12 protein-coding genes, 1 tRNA gene and 3 rRNA genes are annotated in these 14,544 nt (G+C 43.4%); 6 read left to right on the top strand and 10 right to left on the bottom strand.

All coding sequences use genetic code 11. The features are described from left to right. Positions 1 to 69 precede the first annotated feature (69 nt). A complete protein-coding gene (locus tag HV560_RS01150) occupies positions 70 to 900 on the bottom strand; it encodes a DUF5718 family protein (RefSeq protein WP_176811976.1) in 831 nt (276 codons plus the stop codon). Positions 901 to 1,378: 478 nt separating this feature from the next. Between HV560_RS01150 and HV560_RS01145 the strand changes: the two genes are divergently transcribed. The 4 genes from HV560_RS01145 to rrf all read left to right on the top strand — a co-directional run bounded on the left by HV560_RS01145 (position 1,379) and on the right by rrf (position 6,557). After that, positions 1,379 to 2,919: ribosomal RNA gene (locus HV560_RS01145) — 16S ribosomal RNA — on the top strand. 199 nt (positions 2,920 to 3,118) lie between these two features. After that, positions 3,119 to 3,194, top strand: a tRNA-Glu gene (locus HV560_RS01140). Positions 3,195 to 3,415: 221 nt separating this feature from the next. Beyond that, positions 3,416 to 6,316 (top strand): 23S ribosomal RNA (locus HV560_RS01135). Between the two features lie 125 nt (positions 6,317 to 6,441). Beyond that, positions 6,442 to 6,557, top strand: a 5S ribosomal RNA gene (rrf, locus tag HV560_RS01130). The 16S, 23S and 5S rRNA genes sit together here with 1 tRNA gene alongside, the layout of an rRNA operon. Positions 6,558 to 6,674: 117 nt before the next feature. Here the strand turns inward: rrf and HV560_RS01125 are convergent. The 9 genes from HV560_RS01125 to coaBC form a co-directional block, all read right to left on the bottom strand. Then, entirely contained in the window at positions 6,675 to 7,433 is a 759-nt protein-coding gene (locus HV560_RS01125; protein WP_176811975.1) for a biotin--[acetyl-CoA-carboxylase] ligase, read from the bottom strand. A gap of 21 nt (positions 7,434 to 7,454) precedes the next feature. Further along, positions 7,455 to 8,483, bottom strand: a complete 1,029-nt coding sequence (gene murB / locus HV560_RS01120) for a UDP-N-acetylmuramate dehydrogenase (RefSeq protein ID WP_176808966.1) — start codon at positions 8,481 to 8,483, stop codon at positions 7,455 to 7,457. Between the two features lie 99 nt (positions 8,484 to 8,582). Beyond that, positions 8,583 to 9,257: a cAMP-activated global transcriptional regulator CRP gene (gene crp, locus HV560_RS01115; RefSeq protein WP_176807457.1), complete on the bottom strand. Its 675-nt coding sequence runs from the start codon at positions 9,255 to 9,257 to the stop codon at positions 8,583 to 8,585. Between the two features lie 61 nt (positions 9,258 to 9,318). Next, a complete protein-coding gene (locus HV560_RS01110) occupies positions 9,319 to 9,537 on the bottom strand; it encodes a YheU family protein (RefSeq protein WP_176807456.1) in 219 nt (72 codons plus the stop codon). Positions 9,538 to 9,540: 3 nt separating this feature from the next. Continuing rightward, positions 9,541 to 10,146 carry a nucleoid occlusion factor SlmA gene (slmA, locus tag HV560_RS01105; RefSeq protein ID WP_176807455.1) on the bottom strand — a complete coding sequence of 202 codons (606 nt, stop codon included), beginning with the start codon at positions 10,144 to 10,146 and terminating at the stop codon, positions 9,541 to 9,543. A gap of 21 nt (positions 10,147 to 10,167) precedes the next feature. Further along, entirely contained in the window at positions 10,168 to 10,623 is a 456-nt protein-coding gene (dut, locus tag HV560_RS01100) for a dUTP diphosphatase (RefSeq protein WP_159628617.1), read from the bottom strand. Positions 10,624 to 10,696: 73 nt separating this feature from the next. Next, a complete protein-coding gene (locus HV560_RS01095) occupies positions 10,697 to 11,710 on the bottom strand; it encodes a PDDEXK nuclease domain-containing protein (RefSeq protein ID WP_176811974.1) in 1,014 nt (337 codons plus the stop codon). Positions 11,711 to 11,762: 52 nt separating this feature from the next. Then, complete coding sequence (locus HV560_RS01090) at positions 11,763 to 12,080, bottom strand: SH3 domain-containing protein (protein ID WP_176809332.1); 318 nt, start codon at positions 12,078 to 12,080, stop codon at positions 11,763 to 11,765. Next, positions 12,077 to 13,285: a bifunctional phosphopantothenoylcysteine decarboxylase/phosphopantothenate--cysteine ligase CoaBC gene (coaBC, locus tag HV560_RS01085; RefSeq protein WP_176812813.1), complete on the bottom strand. Its 1,209-nt coding sequence runs from the start codon at positions 13,283 to 13,285 to the stop codon at positions 12,077 to 12,079. Before coaBC ends, HV560_RS01090 begins: the two co-directional genes overlap by 4 nt. 157 nt (positions 13,286 to 13,442) lie before the next feature. Between coaBC and radC the strand changes: the two genes are divergently transcribed. Then, the gene (gene radC / locus HV560_RS01080; RefSeq protein WP_176807453.1) at positions 13,443 to 14,135 is read left to right on the top strand and encodes a RadC family protein; all 693 of its coding nucleotides are present in this window, start codon (positions 13,443 to 13,445) and stop codon (positions 14,133 to 14,135) included. 170 nt (positions 14,136 to 14,305) lie between these two features. Continuing rightward, positions 14,306 to 14,542, top strand: a complete 237-nt coding sequence (rpmB, locus tag HV560_RS01075) for a 50S ribosomal protein L28 (protein ID WP_006251446.1) — start codon at positions 14,306 to 14,308, stop codon at positions 14,540 to 14,542. Positions 14,543 to 14,544 lie beyond the last annotated feature (2 nt).

Raw genomic sequence — 14,544 nt, 5'->3', positions numbered from 1 at the left:
ACGCCAGAAAATAAGTTTAAATTTTCGATGCAGATCGCAAAATTTTTACTAAAACCAACCGCTTGTGGTTTAACGCACTGTTTGAATTAAGGCAGAAATATCTTCACTAAAGGTTTGTAGCTTAGCCATTTCTTCAATTTGGCTGAGAGAATATTTTTTGGCATTATAAACTACCACCATACTCACATCCCCAACCTGTAAGAAATTACTTTCGCCAAAAGGAGTGTAGCGTGTTGCTCCGATACTAATAATCGCTTGAGTTGGATAATTTGCTTGTTCAAGCATTTCGGCGATATGGTTCATTGGGCCGTCATCTGGCTGATTGTTCATTTGATTTACAACCCAATCCAACAATTTTTGATGAAAATAGCTATATTCCACCGCAGGGCTATTGATGCCATAAGCGTTCAACTTACCATCTCGTTTATGGAAACACGCGATATAGTAATTATCCAGCGTGCCTCCTTCGTTAAAATGGTCAAGCGGAAGTTGAATTGCTGAAATCCCTTTGGACGAGGCGCCCCAATTTTTCTTCTCGCAAATTTTGCGAGCATTTGGTCGGCGAATTGAACAGTCGTTATAAGCAGCAAAATGAGTTGGAATGAGGGAAATGACTTGATTATTCTCATAAGCAATGTCGCAAATCAAGGCAATTTCAGGCTCAATTTGCAGATTATCCGCATCTTGCGGAAAATGAATCGCATCGTTTGAGAGCGGATAAGTAGAAAGAAATTGATAATCCCCCAAATTCTCCGCTGGCACATAAAACGGAAAAATCGCCTTCGGCTGCACCGCTTCAGCGGTTTTAACTTTGGCAAAATCCGCCGCCTCTCCCGCTTGTTCTAAATGCCCAGCAAAGTTGCCCGCAACACCTAAACCAATAAAGTGATTGTTTTGCATAGTCCCTCCTTTTTGCAAAAAATTTGTGAAATTGTACCGCTTGAGAAAAGAAATAGCGAACTTTCTCTCTTCTCTCTTAAAATAGAGCAAGATATACGAAAACTGCTTTAATTTTTAGCAAATTGGCTTAAAAACACGCAAGCGGTAATTATTTTAGTGATTTTTGCAAAAAATTACCAAATTCTCCTTGCAAGGCATTTTGTTTTGCGTATAATGCACGGCACACAACGACGCGCTGTTGTGAATTGTTAGATGTTGATTACGGTGCGTCGTTTTGTTTTGTTCTTTAACAATTTATCAGACAATCTGTGTGGGCACTTGTTGATAGACTTGATTTAAAACTATTTTTATTTTTAAAACTTGAAGTCTTAATAGGTGCTTATAACTAGAAATTCATTATGTTTGATTTCTTGACTTAAGTTAAGTTTAGAAGTTGAAGTGAACTTTAGCTAAGCAGTTTATTGAGCGATTGAACTTTTAATTGAAGAGTTTGATCATGGCTCAGATTGAACGCTGGCGGCAGGCTTAACACATGCAAGTCGAACGGTAGCAGGTTAGTACTTGTACTAATGCTGACGAGTGGCGGACGGGTGAGTAATGCTTGGGAATCTGGCTTATGGAGGGGGATAACGACTGGAAACGGTCGCTAATACCGCGTAATCTCTAAGGAGGAAAGGGTGGGACTTTCGGGCCACCTGCCATAAGATGAGCCCAAGTGAGATTAGGTAGTTGGTGAGGTAATGGCTCACCAAGCCGTCGATCTCTAGCTGGTCTGAGAGGATGACCAGCCACACTGGAACTGAGACACGGTCCAGACTCCTACGGGAGGCAGCAGTGGGGAATATTGCACAATGGGGGGAACCCTGATGCAGCCATGCCGCGTGAATGAAGAAGGCCTTCGGGTTGTAAAGTTCTTTCGGTCGCGAGGAAGGCGTTGATTTTAATAGAATCGGCGATTGACGTTAACGACAGAAGAAGCACCGGCTAACTCCGTGCCAGCAGCCGCGGTAATACGGGGGGTGCAAGCGTTAATCGGAATAACTGGGCGTAAAGGGCACGCAGGCGGACTTTTAAGTGAGATGTGAAAGCCCCGGGCTTAACCTGGGAATTGCATTTCAGACTGGGGGTCTAGAGTACTTTAGGGAGGGGTAGAATTCCACGTGTAGCGGTGAAATGCGTAGAGATGTGGAGGAATACCGAAGGCGAAGGCAGCCCCTTGGGAATGTACTGACGCTCATGTGCGAAAGCGTGGGGAGCAAACAGGATTAGATACCCTGGTAGTCCACGCTGTAAACGCTGTCGATTTGGGGATTGGGCTTTAAGCTTGGTGCCCGTAGCTAACGTGATAAATCGACCGCCTGGGGAGTACGGCCGCAAGGTTAAAACTCAAATGAATTGACGGGGGCCCGCACAAGCGGTGGAGCATGTGGTTTAATTCGATGCAACGCGAAGAACCTTACCTACTCTTGACATCCAGAGAATCCTGTAGAGATATGGGAGTGCCTTCGGGAGCTCTGAGACAGGTGCTGCATGGCTGTCGTCAGCTCGTGTTGTGAAATGTTGGGTTAAGTCCCGCAACGAGCGCAACCCTTATCCTTTGTTGCCAGCACGTTATGGTGGGAACTCAAAGGAGACTGCCGGTGATAAACCGGAGGAAGGTGGGGATGACGTCAAGTCATCATGGCCCTTACGAGTAGGGCTACACACGTGCTACAATGGCGTATACAGAGGGCGGCGAGCCAGCGATGGTGAGCGAATCTCACAAAGTACGTCTAAGTCCGGATTGGAGTCTGCAACTCGACTCCATGAAGTCGGAATCGCTAGTAATCGCAAATCAGAATGTTGCGGTGAATACGTTCCCGGGCCTTGTACACACCGCCCGTCACACCATGGGAGTGGGTTGTACCAGAAGTAGATAGCTTAACCTTCGGGGGGGCGTTTACCACGGTATGATTCATGACTGGGGTGAAGTCGTAACAAGGTAACCGTAGGGGAACCTGCGGTTGGATCACCTCCTTACCAAAAAAATCAAGTGCGAGGCTAGGCGAGAGTTTAGCGTCGCGACGACAGCAAGTGTTCACACAGATTGTTTGATAGAGTAGACAGGACAGAGATGAATGAAAGTTAGGCATTCAAGCGGTTAAAATATTGCAGAAATTTGCAAAATCGCTAAAATACCTAACGCTCAACTGGCAAAAGGAAAGCATCTTTAAATGATGTCCCCATCGTCTAGAGGCCTAGGACATCGCCCTTTCACGGCGGTAACCGGGGTTCGAATCCCCGTGGGGACGCCATTTAAAGATGATTTTTATTGTCTTAATGTTCTTTAAAAATTTAGAAACAAGCTGAAAAACTGAGAGATTTTCGAAAGAAAGTCTGAGTATGTAATAAAATCTTAGCTGAACAAAAGCAGCTAAGTGTTTAGTTTAAAACAGACTTTAAATGTGTTGTTATGTTGTTTTTTCTTTCCTTTGATTGAATTGAAATACAAAAACAAAAACATTTGAGGTTGTATAGTTAAGTGACTAAGCGCACAAGGTGGATGCCTTGGCAATCAGAGGCGATGAAGGACGTGCTAATCTGCGAAAAGCTTGGATGAGTCGATAAGAGGCGTTTAATCCAAGATGTCCGAATGGGGAAACCCAGTAGATGAAGAATCTACTATCACTTGCTGAATACATAGGCAAGTGAAGCAAACCGGGAGAACTGAAACATCTAAGTACCCCGAGGAAAAGAAATCAACCGAGATTTCGTTAGTAGCGGCGAGCGAACGCGAAAGAGCCAGTGAGTAATAGCGGATTTATTAGAGGAATGAGCTGGGAAGCTCAATCATAGAGGGTGATAATCCCGTACTCGAAAATATTTCCGTGGTACTAAGCTCACAACAAGTAGGGCGGGACACGTGATATCCTGTTTGAAGATGGGGGGACCATCCTCCAAGGCTAAATACTCCTGATTGACCGATAGTGAACCAGTACTGTGAAGGAAAGGCGAAAAGAACCCCGGCGAGGGGAGTGAAATAGAACCTGAAACCTTGTGCGTACAAGCAGTGGGAGCAGATTTATTCTGTGACTGCGTACCTTTTGTATAATGGGTCAGCGACTTATATTTTGTAGCAAGGTTAACTGAATAAGGGAGCCGTAGGGAAACCGAGTCTTAACTGGGCGTATAGTTGCAAGGTATAGACCCGAAACCCGGTGATCTAGCCATGGGCAGGTTGAAGGTTGGGTAACACTAACTGGAGGACCGAACCGACTAATGTTGAAAAATTAGCGGATGACTTGTGGCTGGGGGTGAAAGGCCAATCAAACCGGGAGATAGCTGGTTCTCCCCGAAATCTATTTAGGTAGAGCCTTATGTGAATACCTTCGGGGGTAGAGCACTGTTTCGGCTAGGGGTCCATCCCGGATTACCAACCCGATGCAAACTGCGAATACCGAAGAGTAATGCATAGGAGACACACGGTGGGTGCTAACGTTCATCGTGGAGAGGGAAACAACCCAGACCGCCAGCTAAGGTCCCCAAGTACTAGTTAAGTGGGAAACGAAGTGGGAAGGCTTAGACAGCTAGGATGTTGGCTTAGAAGCAGCCATCATTTAAAGAAAGCGTAATAGCTCACTAGTCGAGTCGGCCTGCGCGGAAGATGTAACGGGGCTAAAACTAGTCACCGAAGCTGCGGCATCAATGGAAACATTGTTGGGTAGGGGAGCGTTCTGTAAGCGGAAGAAGGTGAGTCGAGAGGCTTGCTGGACGTATCAGAAGTGCGAATGCTGACATAAGTAACGATAAAACGAGTGAAAAACTCGTTCGCCGGAAGACCAAGGGTTCCTGTCCAACGTTAATCGGGGCAGGGTGAGTCGGCCCCTAAGGCGAGGCTGAAAAGCGTAGTCGATGGGAAACGGGTTAATATTCCCGTACTTGGTGTAATTGCGATGTGGGGACGGAGAAGGTTAGGTTATCAGGGTGTTGGATTACCCTGTTTAAGCAGGTAGTTGGGAAGATTAGGCAAATCCGGTCTTCTATTAACAACGAGAAGTGATGACGAGACTCTACGGAGTTGAAGTAACCGATACCACGCTTCCAGGAAAAGCCACTAAGCGTCAGATTACACTAAACCGTACTATAAACCGACACAGGTGGTCAGGTAGAGAATACTCAGGCGCTTGAGAGAACTCGGGTGAAGGAACTAGGCAAAATAGCACCGTAACTTCGGGAGAAGGTGCGCCGGCGTAGATTGTAATCCCTCGCGGATGAAGGTTGAACCGGTCGAAGATACCAGCTGGCTGCAACTGTTTATTAAAAACACAGCACTCTGCAAACACGAAAGTGGACGTATAGGGTGTGATGCCTGCCCGGTGCTGGAAGGTTAATTGATGGTGTTATCGAAAGAGAAGCTCCTGATCGAAGCCCCAGTAAACGGCGGCCGTAACTATAACGGTCCTAAGGTAGCGAAATTCCTTGTCGGGTAAGTTCCGACCTGCACGAATGGCATAATGATGGCCAGGCTGTCTCCACCCGAGACTCAGTGAAATTGAAATCGCCGTGAAGATGCGGTGTACCCGCGGCTAGACGGAAAGACCCCGTGAACCTTTACTATAGCTTGACACTGAACATTGAATTTTGATGTGTAGGATAGGTGGGAGCCTTTGAAGATGACACGCTAGTGTTGTTGGAGGCGTCCTTGAAATACCACCCTTTAACGTTTGATGTTCTAACGAAGTACTCGGAACGAGTACTCGGACAGTGTCTGGTGGGTAGTTTGACTGGGGCGGTCTCCTCCCAAAGAGTAACGGAGGAGCACGAAGGTTTGCTAATGACGGTCGGACATCGTCAGGTTAGTGCAATGGTAGAAGCAAGCTTAACTGCGAGACAGACAAGTCGAGCAGGTGCGAAAGCAGGTCATAGTGATCCGGTGGTTCTGAATGGAAGGGCCATCGCTCAACGGATAAAAGGTACTCCGGGGATAACAGGCTGATACCGCCCAAGAGTTCATATCGACGGCGGTGTTTGGCACCTCGATGTCGGCTCATCACATCCTGGGGCTGAAGTAGGTCCCAAGGGTATGGCTGTTCGCCATTTAAAGTGGTACGCGAGCTGGGTTTAGAACGTCGTGAGACAGTTCGGTCCCTATCTGCCGTGGGCGTTGGAGAATTGGTTGGGGCTGCTCCTAGTACGAGAGGACCGGAGTGGACGCACCGCTGGTGTTTCGGTTGTGTCGCCAGACGCATTGCCGAGTAGCTACGTGCGGAAGAGATAAGTGCTGAAAGCATCTAAGCACGAAACTTGCCAAGAGATGAGTTCTCCCAGTCTATAAGACTGTAAGGGTTGTTGGAGACTACGACGTAGATAGGCACAATGTGTAAGCGTAGCGATACGTTGAGCTAATGTGTACTAATTGCCCGAGAGGCTTAACTATACAACGCTCAAGTGTTTTTGAGGACACGGAAGCGAGATAAACGAAGAAGAATACTTAAGTTGACAGCTTGTTTTTAGATTAGAGAACGAAAAGACAAAAGAGAAGACAGAAAATCAACAGATTTTCCCGACGACCATAGTGCTGTGGTTCTACCTGACTCCATACCGAACTCAGAAGTAAAACGCAGTGACGCCGATGGTAGTGTGGTGATTCGCCATGTGAGAGTAGGGCATCGTCGGGATTTATTTTAAACGACCTCAAGCTTAGTGATAGGCTTGAGGTTTTTGCTCTTTTTATTTTTAAAAAAAGCAAAAAAAGCTAAAATGGCAAAAAATATCTTTAAAATGACCGCTTGTAATTAATCGCCCCTTAATGACATCTCTCCAATGCTAAAATATTGGATTACCTGATCTTGTTGGAGAATTAATTCACCGAGTTCATTAATGCCAAGTGAAGTGCCGTGAATTTCAGTATTTTCTGTTATTAGTTTCACTGGTTTATTGTAGAAGATGTCAAATTTCTGCCAGCGTTGAGCGTAGTGAGAGAAGCCGACAAGCGGGTAAATTTTGAGATTTTTTTGCAATTCGTAGGCTAAATGACAAACCAATTTGTTGCGATCAAAATGGTATTGTGATAAATCTGCCCAGGCTTGAGTTACAATCTTTTCATCTACTTTTGTCATGCCTAAGTTTAAACCGATACCGATAACTAAATCCAACCCTTTGTGGTTGGCTTGACTTTCTAGCAAAATGCCGCCCATTTTTTTGCCGTTGTAATAAATATCATTCGGCCATTTGATTTGAATATTGTCCACATTCTGTTTTGTTAAACTTTCGGCAATGATGAGTGCAACTACAAGGCTGAGTGGTGGTAGGTTTGCGGCATCTTTTGGATAATGCCATAAAATGGAGAAGTAAAGATTTTCACTTTCGGGTGAATACCAAGTTCTTCCTCGTCTGCCACGCCCTGCAGTCTGTTTTTCGGCAAGGCAAACGGAACCATTTTCTAATGTTTGATGATGTGTGAGCAGATATTCGTTGGTTGAGCCAATTTCATCAAAAACAATTGCCTGTCCGCAGAGTAGTGCTTTTTGAATTTGGGCTTGGTTGAGTTTCATTTTTCATTCCTAATTTAGGTGTTATCGAGTGATTTGGTCGCTATCAACTTCCCCATTTTTGCCAATAAAACGAACTTCAGGTTGAATGTCCACACTAAATTTTTCACGCACACGTCGGCGGATCGTTTTTGCCAGCTCTGCAATATCTTGGCCTGTGGCATTTTCTTTGTTGATTAATACCAATGCCTGTTGGGTGTGCACCGTCGCCCCGCCAATTTGTAAGCCTTTTAGACCTGCTTTGTCTATCAGCCAGCCTGCAGCTAATTTGATTAGGCCATCAGGCTGTAGATAACTTGGAATGGTCGGAAATTTTGCTTGCACGGCTGCAAATTGCTCGGCTGAAATAATCGGGTTTTTAAAGAAACTGCCTGCATTGCCAAATTCATCGGGGTTAGGTAGTTTTGAGGAGCGAACCGCACAGACTTCGTCAAAAATTTGCTGTGGTGTAACAGTTTGCGGATTAAGCTGAGTGAGTGAGCCGTAAGTGAGTACTGGCTTCCATACTTTTGGAAGTTTTAGACCAACTGAAATAATGGCACATTCGTCACGATATTCGCGTTTGAATACGCTTTCACGGTATCCAAAGCCACATTCATTTTTTGTAAGGGTGAAATGTTCGCCTGTGCGTAAATTTAACACGTTGACAAAATCACATACTTGTTCGAATTCTACGCCATAAGCACCGATATTTTGAATTGGAGCAGAACCAACTACGCCAGGTATTAATGCGAGGTTTTCTAGTCCTGCAATATTATTTTTTAACGTCCATTTCACTAGCTTATGCCAATTTTCTCCACCTTGAACGTGCAAGTAGTGAAATTGTTCATCTTCTCGGTGTTCAATCCCTTTGAGTTTGTTTACTAAAACCACGCCGTCAAAATCGTCTAAAAACAAAACGTTAGAGCCTTGACCTAGAATTAAGATTGGCATTTGGGCATTAAACGCGTTTTGCCATTCGTTTAATAATTGCTCAATAGTAGTAAATTCAATAATTTTTGTTGCTTTTGCATGTAAATGGAACGTATGAAAAGGCGTTAGACTATGTTTCATCATCAAGAGCTCTAAGTGAAATTTAGTGAAGTGTCATATAAACAAGCGGTCTGATTATGTGCAAATTTTGCAAAAAAATAGACCGCTTGTAAGGAGGAATTACCTTGCTCCGAACACTACAATGGTTTTTCCATGTGCAGAAATTAAGCCTTCATCTTCAAGCATTTTCATAATGCGTCCAACAGTTTCGCGAGAGCAGCCAACCATTTGCCCAATTTCTTGGCGGGTAATTTTGATCTGCATTCCTTGTGGGTGAGTCATTGCATCGGGCATTTTAGCTAGATTGAGCAAGGTTTGAGCAATGCGTCCTGCAACGTCTAAAAAGGCTAGGTTGCCGACTTGGCGTGAGGTTTGGCGTAAACGTCGAGCCATTTGGGCGGATAAATACATTAAAATGTCGGGGTTTAAATGCACGAGTTGTTTGAATTTTTTATAGGAGATTTCCGCAATTTCACAAGGCCCTTTGGTGCGAACATAAGCGGTGCGTTGTTGCAATTTTTCTTCAAATAAGCTTAATTCGCCTACAAATTCGCCTGTACCTAAATTGGTTAAGAGCATCTCTTTAGTTTCATCGTCTTTAATGTAAACTGACACTGAGCCATTGACAATGTAAAAAAGTGATTCTGCATCTTCTCCAGCGTGAATTAGCGTATATTTCGCAGGATAACGATGGATATGACAATGCGTTAAAAACCACTCAACCGCAGGATCGTGAATCGAGGGCGGAGGGGTAACATTTTCAAGTTGTGCTGTTGAGAGCGTCATATCTTGCATAGTATTTCCTATAGCTCTTTATTTAAGTCAAATCTTCAAAATTTTAACACGAAATTAACCATTAACCTAAAAAAGATTTTTTGTCTTTAATATCAAGGCTTTCGTGCAATTCAGACCAAACGATAACCACTTTATCGGCTTTTAATTGAGCAAGTAAACGCTCTCTTTTTGCCTCAAGTGAAAGTTCGGTTTCACCATAGTCAGTGCCTTCTCGTAAAATGAAGGCGTCTAAAATATTCTGTAATGTGGAGTCTTCTAAATCTTGCCAAGGTATAATCATAAATTAATCGAATAAAGGTTTAATAAATGCCCATTGCTTTTCAAAATGTTGGTATTGATTATAGCTGAAATTGGAGCGAACAAGACGTAAAAATTGTCCTTCGCAGAAATTTACAAGATAACCTGCTAATGCTTTTTCATCTTCAAAAGCTTTATGTTCACGGAGTTTACTAAGCTGTAAAATATTGGCAAATTGTAATTCAAGATTATCAAAAAATTTGGCTACACGGGCTTTAAGAATATCATCTTCAAACATCAATGCGTGTCCTGTTAGAATACGCGTCACTCCTGGATTTTTGCGGGAGAATTCCAAAATAGTGTAGAGAATCGCACGCACTGAATTTGCACTGCTGTCTTGGCGTTTGTTAGCGTGGATATAGCTTGTTAGCGTTTGCTCAATTTTTTCAATTAAAGCCTCAAACATCTTAGTTTTACTTGGGAAGTAGCGATATAATGCCCCTTCCGACACGCCTACCGCAGCGGCTAAACGTTCGGTAGTGACACGTTGCATTCCATCTTCAGAATTGAGTAAGCCAATTAATACCTCCAGCACCTGCTGGCGGCGTTCTACTACCGATTTTTTCGGCATTTTGATTTTAGGTTCTCTCATTACCATCCTATTACGACTCATTTATTGTTTACCTGAATGCCCAAAGCCACCTTCGCCACGTTCGGTCTGTTTAAAATCTTGTACGATGTTAAAATTTGCTTGAACTACGGGCAAAAATACCAGCTGTGCAATGCGGTCACCTATATTTACAGTAAAATCCTCTTGGCTTCTATTCCAAAGTGAAACCATTAACGGGCCTTGATAGTCACTGTCTATCAGACCGACTAAATTGCCTAACACGATGCCATTTTTATGTCCTAATCCCGATCTAGGTAAGATGACTGCAGCTAAGTTTGGATCTGCAATATAAATCGAAATCCCTGTTGGGATCAAAACCGTTTCGCCTGCTTTAACGGTAAGCGGTTCATTAATTAACGCACGTAAATCCAAGCCTGCTGAACCTTCCGTTGCATAGGCTGGAAGGGGGAATTCACTCCCAATACGGCTATCTAAAATTTTTAAATCGATCTGTTTCATTGTTTGTCCTTTTGTAAATTTTTTATCTTTTTTGACCGCTTGCAAGCGGTCGATTTCAACGATTTTTTACTACTTAATCGCTGGTGTGTTGCTGTTCAAAAATATATTTTTGCTGTTCTATTTCCGCCACCAATTCCGCCTCGCTTGGTAAATAATGCACATATTTGCTGGCAAACAGTTGCGGATTTTGGTTCAACACCGAGTATTTCGCCACCACGCTGTCATTTTCAGTGCAGAGCAGCAAACCGATGGTTGGGTTATCGCTTGGCTGGCGGTGTAAATCGTCATACACTCGCACATACATATCCAACTGCCCAATGTCTTGATGAGTCAGTTTATCGGTTTTCAGCTCGACAATCACAAAACATTTTAAGATGTAATTGTAAAACACCAAATCCACGAAAAAATCCGACAGTTCAGTGCGAATATGTTGCTGGCGTGCTACGAAAGCAAAACCTTTGCCGAGTTCCAACATAAATTGCTGTAAATTATCAATTAACGCTTTTTCCAGCTCCGCTTCGCTGTATGCCATTGAGGTCGGCAAATTCAGAAATTCCAACACGGTCGGGCTTTTGATGAAATCGGAGGCTTGTAGTGTCGCCGTTTTCTCTTTCATCTCTTGCTCAACCAACGTCTTGTCTTGGCTTGCGAGCAAGCGGTCGTAGTAGAGTGTGGAGATATTACGATCAAGCGTGCGAACCGACCAACCATTCTCCGCCGCTTCGGTTAAATAGTAGTGACGAGCCTGTGGATTGGTGACTTTTAAGACCCGTTGGAAATGTGTCCAAGTCAATTTGGAAATCACTGATTTCCAAATGTTGAGCTCGGTAAATTCAATATAAAATTGGCGGAAATTGCGTTCGGTAAATCCTTTACCAAATTCCGCTGTTAATTCTGCCGAGAGATTTTTAATGATCTCCTTGCCATATTCCGCATGGCTTTGGCCGTTTTGTTCTTCCAGCACAATCCGCTCGCCGATTTTCCAATAGGCTTCAACCATTGCGGAATTGACCGCTTGGTACGCCTTTTGGCGAGCTTGGCTTAAAATCTGTTTGATCTCTTGAATGTAGTGGTTGGAAGCTAACATTCTCACTCCTGGCTTTTATAAGCGGTTATTTTTTCTGATTATTGATAAACAGCTATATGCTTGATATTAAAATATCACAGGGCAACCAGCCAACGTCTTTATCTCGCTCTACTATTGCCCAACCGTAACATAGTTCTATCAGATTAACGATTTCGTCTTTTTTCACGGCTAATTCCGTTGGGTTGTAATCGCAAAGCAATTTACCCTGTGCAACAAAATGACGAGGCACATAGGTAGTGTAACCGGCAATTTTGCAACTAAACCAGTTGGGATAACGGTCGCATTCTTTCCCAAGATGTATTTTACTTCCTTGTTTAAAAAGCGGGAATGCTCCTTCGCCTTTATGATCTACAGTTATTTTTAGCTTCATTTAGATTTTTCGTGATAATGTTCTACTATTTCTTGTACTAAATTTTCCGCCAGCTTATTTTTATCGGCAAGCGGGAGTTTTTTCTCGCCGTTTTTCCAGAACAAATGAAGCGAGTTTTGATCCTGCCCGAACACCTGTCCACCCGAGACATCGTTGGCACAAATCATATCAAGATTTTTGCGTTCGAGTTTGGATTTGGCATATTCCGCCACATTTTGCGTTTCGGCGGCAAAGCCAACCACAAAGGGGCGATTTTCTGCAAGATTGGCGATGTTAGCGATAATATCGGGGTTTTTGACTAGTTTGAGTGTGAGTTCATCACTGTCATCGGTTTTCTTGATTTTTTGGTTGGAAACTTTCGCCATTCGATAATCTGACACTGCTGCACAACCGATGAAAATTGCAGATTTTTGGGCAAATTTGACCGCTTGTTGTTCCATTTCTATGGCAGATTGCACGTTAATGCGTTCCACATTATCGGGCGTAGGTAAATTCACAGGGCCGCTAATCAGCGTAACGTTCGCCCCACGTTCAGCAAAGGCCTTAGCGATAGAGTATCCCATTTTGCCTGAGCTGTGATTACTGATATAACGCACAGGGTCAATAGCTTCACGGGTTGGGCCTGCGGTAATGGTTACATTCAAACCTTGTAAATCTTGGCTTTTAGCGAAGTGATACAGCACTGCTTGGTAGATTTCTTCTGGTTCTGACATTCGCCCAACGCCAACATCACCACAGGCTTGGAAGCCATTGTTTGGGCCAATAAATTGCATACCACGAAAGATGAGCGTAGCGATGTTTTCCTGTACGGCAAGCTGTTTATACATTTGTTGGTTCATTGCAGGGGCAAGCAGAATGGGGCTTGCGGTAGCAAGGCAAAGCGTAGAGAGTAGATCGTTCCCCATTCCAACACGCAGGCGAGCAATAAAATCAGCAGAAGCGGGGGCGATAATAACTAAATCAGCCCATTTTGCTAATTCAATATGACCCATCGCGAGCTCTGCTTGTGGGTCGAGTAAGGCGGTGGATACCGCGTTGCCTGAAATAGCCTGTAGGGTTAAAGGTGTCACAAAAGCCTCTGCTGCAGGTGTTAGCACTACACGCACTTCCGCATTTGCTTTTTTGAGATAACGGATAAGTTCAATGGTTTTGTAAGCGGCGATTCCGCCTGTAATTCCTAAGAGGATTTTTTTATTTTTTAACATTTCCATTTTTTGAGAGCCGATTAATGGCGGTTATTCTATCTGAATAAGTAATTGCTCACAACTAAACTATTTTTGCGATCTGGCTCGAAAATTTGTATTAAGCCTTTTGCATTCAAGGTTTGCCTCTTTTATGCTGAATTGCATTAAGGGAGGAAAAATGAACGAACCTGATGAAATTTTTGATATACCAACGTTAATGCCTCGTGAAAAACTATTAATGCACGGCGCTGCAGCACTCACGGATGCAGAGTTATTAGCAATTTTTTTACGAACGGGTACGAAAGATGTGCCTGTACTAACATTAGCAGAAAGCGTATTGATGGTGTTTGGCTCATTACGTCAGTTGTTAAATGCCGATATTGATGAGTTTTGTAAAATTTATGGGCTGGGTAAAACTAAATATATTCAACTGCAAGCCTCCAAAGAGATGACGAAACGCTATTTGGCTCAACAAATGGAATTTAGTGAAATGATTCAAGCCCCTTATATGGCGATAATGTATTTTCAAACTGAGTTGGAGGAAGAAGAGCGTGAAGTGTTTATGGTGCTGTTTTTAGATAATCAAAACCGTTTGATTTATAAGGAAAAGATGTTTTTTGGTACGATAAATCAAACTGAAGTTCATCCACGAGAAATTATAAAAAGAGCTTTGAAATATAATGCGGCGGCAATTATTGTGGCACACAATCATCCTTCTGGTTCTTGCTTGCCAAGTGAGTCGGACAGAAGTCTGACTAAAAAGATTGAGATGGCGTGTGAGTTAGTTGATATTCGGTTTGTCGATCATATTATTGTGGGTAAAGGCGATTATTTTTCGTTTGAAGAAGAAAAACTAGAGTTAAGAGATTGAGTGAAATAATTAGCAAATAAGCTCTTGAATGAAATAAACAAAATCAGTATAATCGGCAGTCTTTGAAACATAACGATGGGCTGGGTGTTACCTGACGAGGTAGTCAGAAGGTGAAAACCCTGATAAACCCAAACCACAAGCTTAAGCTTAAGTCATATTGGAGAATTAAAATGTCAAGAGTTTGCCAAGTAACAGGCAAGCGTCCAGCAGTTGGTAACAACCGCTCACACGCAATGAACGCGACCAAGCGTCGTTTCTTACCAAATCTTCACACCCACCGTTTCTGGGTTGAAAGCGAAAACCGTTTCGTAACTTTACGCTTAACAGCGAAAGGTATGCGTATTATCGATAAAAAAGGCATTGATGCAGTATTAGCTGAAATCCGTGCTCGTGGCGAAAAAATCTAAGG

The sequence above is a fragment of the Mannheimia pernigra genome (assembly GCF_013377995.1).
Classification (GTDB): domain Bacteria; phylum Pseudomonadota; class Gammaproteobacteria; order Enterobacterales; family Pasteurellaceae; genus Mannheimia; species Mannheimia pernigra.
Note: the sequence above shows the minus strand (reverse complement) of the source record. Positions and strands in the feature narration are given on the sequence as shown.

Coding starts and splice junctions, on each gene's coding strand:
- HV560_RS01095 (WP_176811974.1), bottom strand. CDS start 11,710: ATGTTAGCTTCCAACCACTACATTCAAGAGATCAAACAGATTTTAAGC.
- HV560_RS01125 (WP_176811975.1), bottom strand. CDS start 7,433: ATGAAACTCAACCAAGCCCAAATTCAAAAAGCACTACTCTGCGGACAG.
- HV560_RS01150 (WP_176811976.1), bottom strand. CDS start 900: ATGCAAAACAATCACTTTATTGGTTTAGGTGTTGCGGGCAACTTTGCT.
- HV560_RS01110 (WP_176807456.1), bottom strand. CDS start 9,537: ATGATTATACCTTGGCAAGATTTAGAAGACTCCACATTACAGAATATT.
- rpmB (WP_006251446.1), top strand. CDS start 14,306: ATGTCAAGAGTTTGCCAAGTAACAGGCAAGCGTCCAGCAGTTGGTAAC.
- slmA (WP_176807455.1), bottom strand. CDS start 10,146: ATGAGAGAACCTAAAATCAAAATGCCGAAAAAATCGGTAGTAGAACGC.
- HV560_RS01090 (WP_176809332.1), bottom strand. CDS start 12,080: ATGAAGCTAAAAATAACTGTAGATCATAAAGGCGAAGGAGCATTCCCG.
- crp (WP_176807457.1), bottom strand. CDS start 9,257: ATGCAAGATATGACGCTCTCAACAGCACAACTTGAAAATGTTACCCCT.
- coaBC (WP_176812813.1), bottom strand. CDS start 13,285: ATGTTAAAAAATAAAAAAATCCTCTTAGGAATTACAGGCGGAATCGCC.
- murB (WP_176808966.1), bottom strand. CDS start 8,483: ATGAAACATAGTCTAACGCCTTTTCATACGTTCCATTTACATGCAAAA.
- radC (WP_176807453.1), top strand. CDS start 13,443: ATGAACGAACCTGATGAAATTTTTGATATACCAACGTTAATGCCTCGT.
- dut (WP_159628617.1), bottom strand. CDS start 10,623: ATGAAACAGATCGATTTAAAAATTTTAGATAGCCGTATTGGGAGTGAA.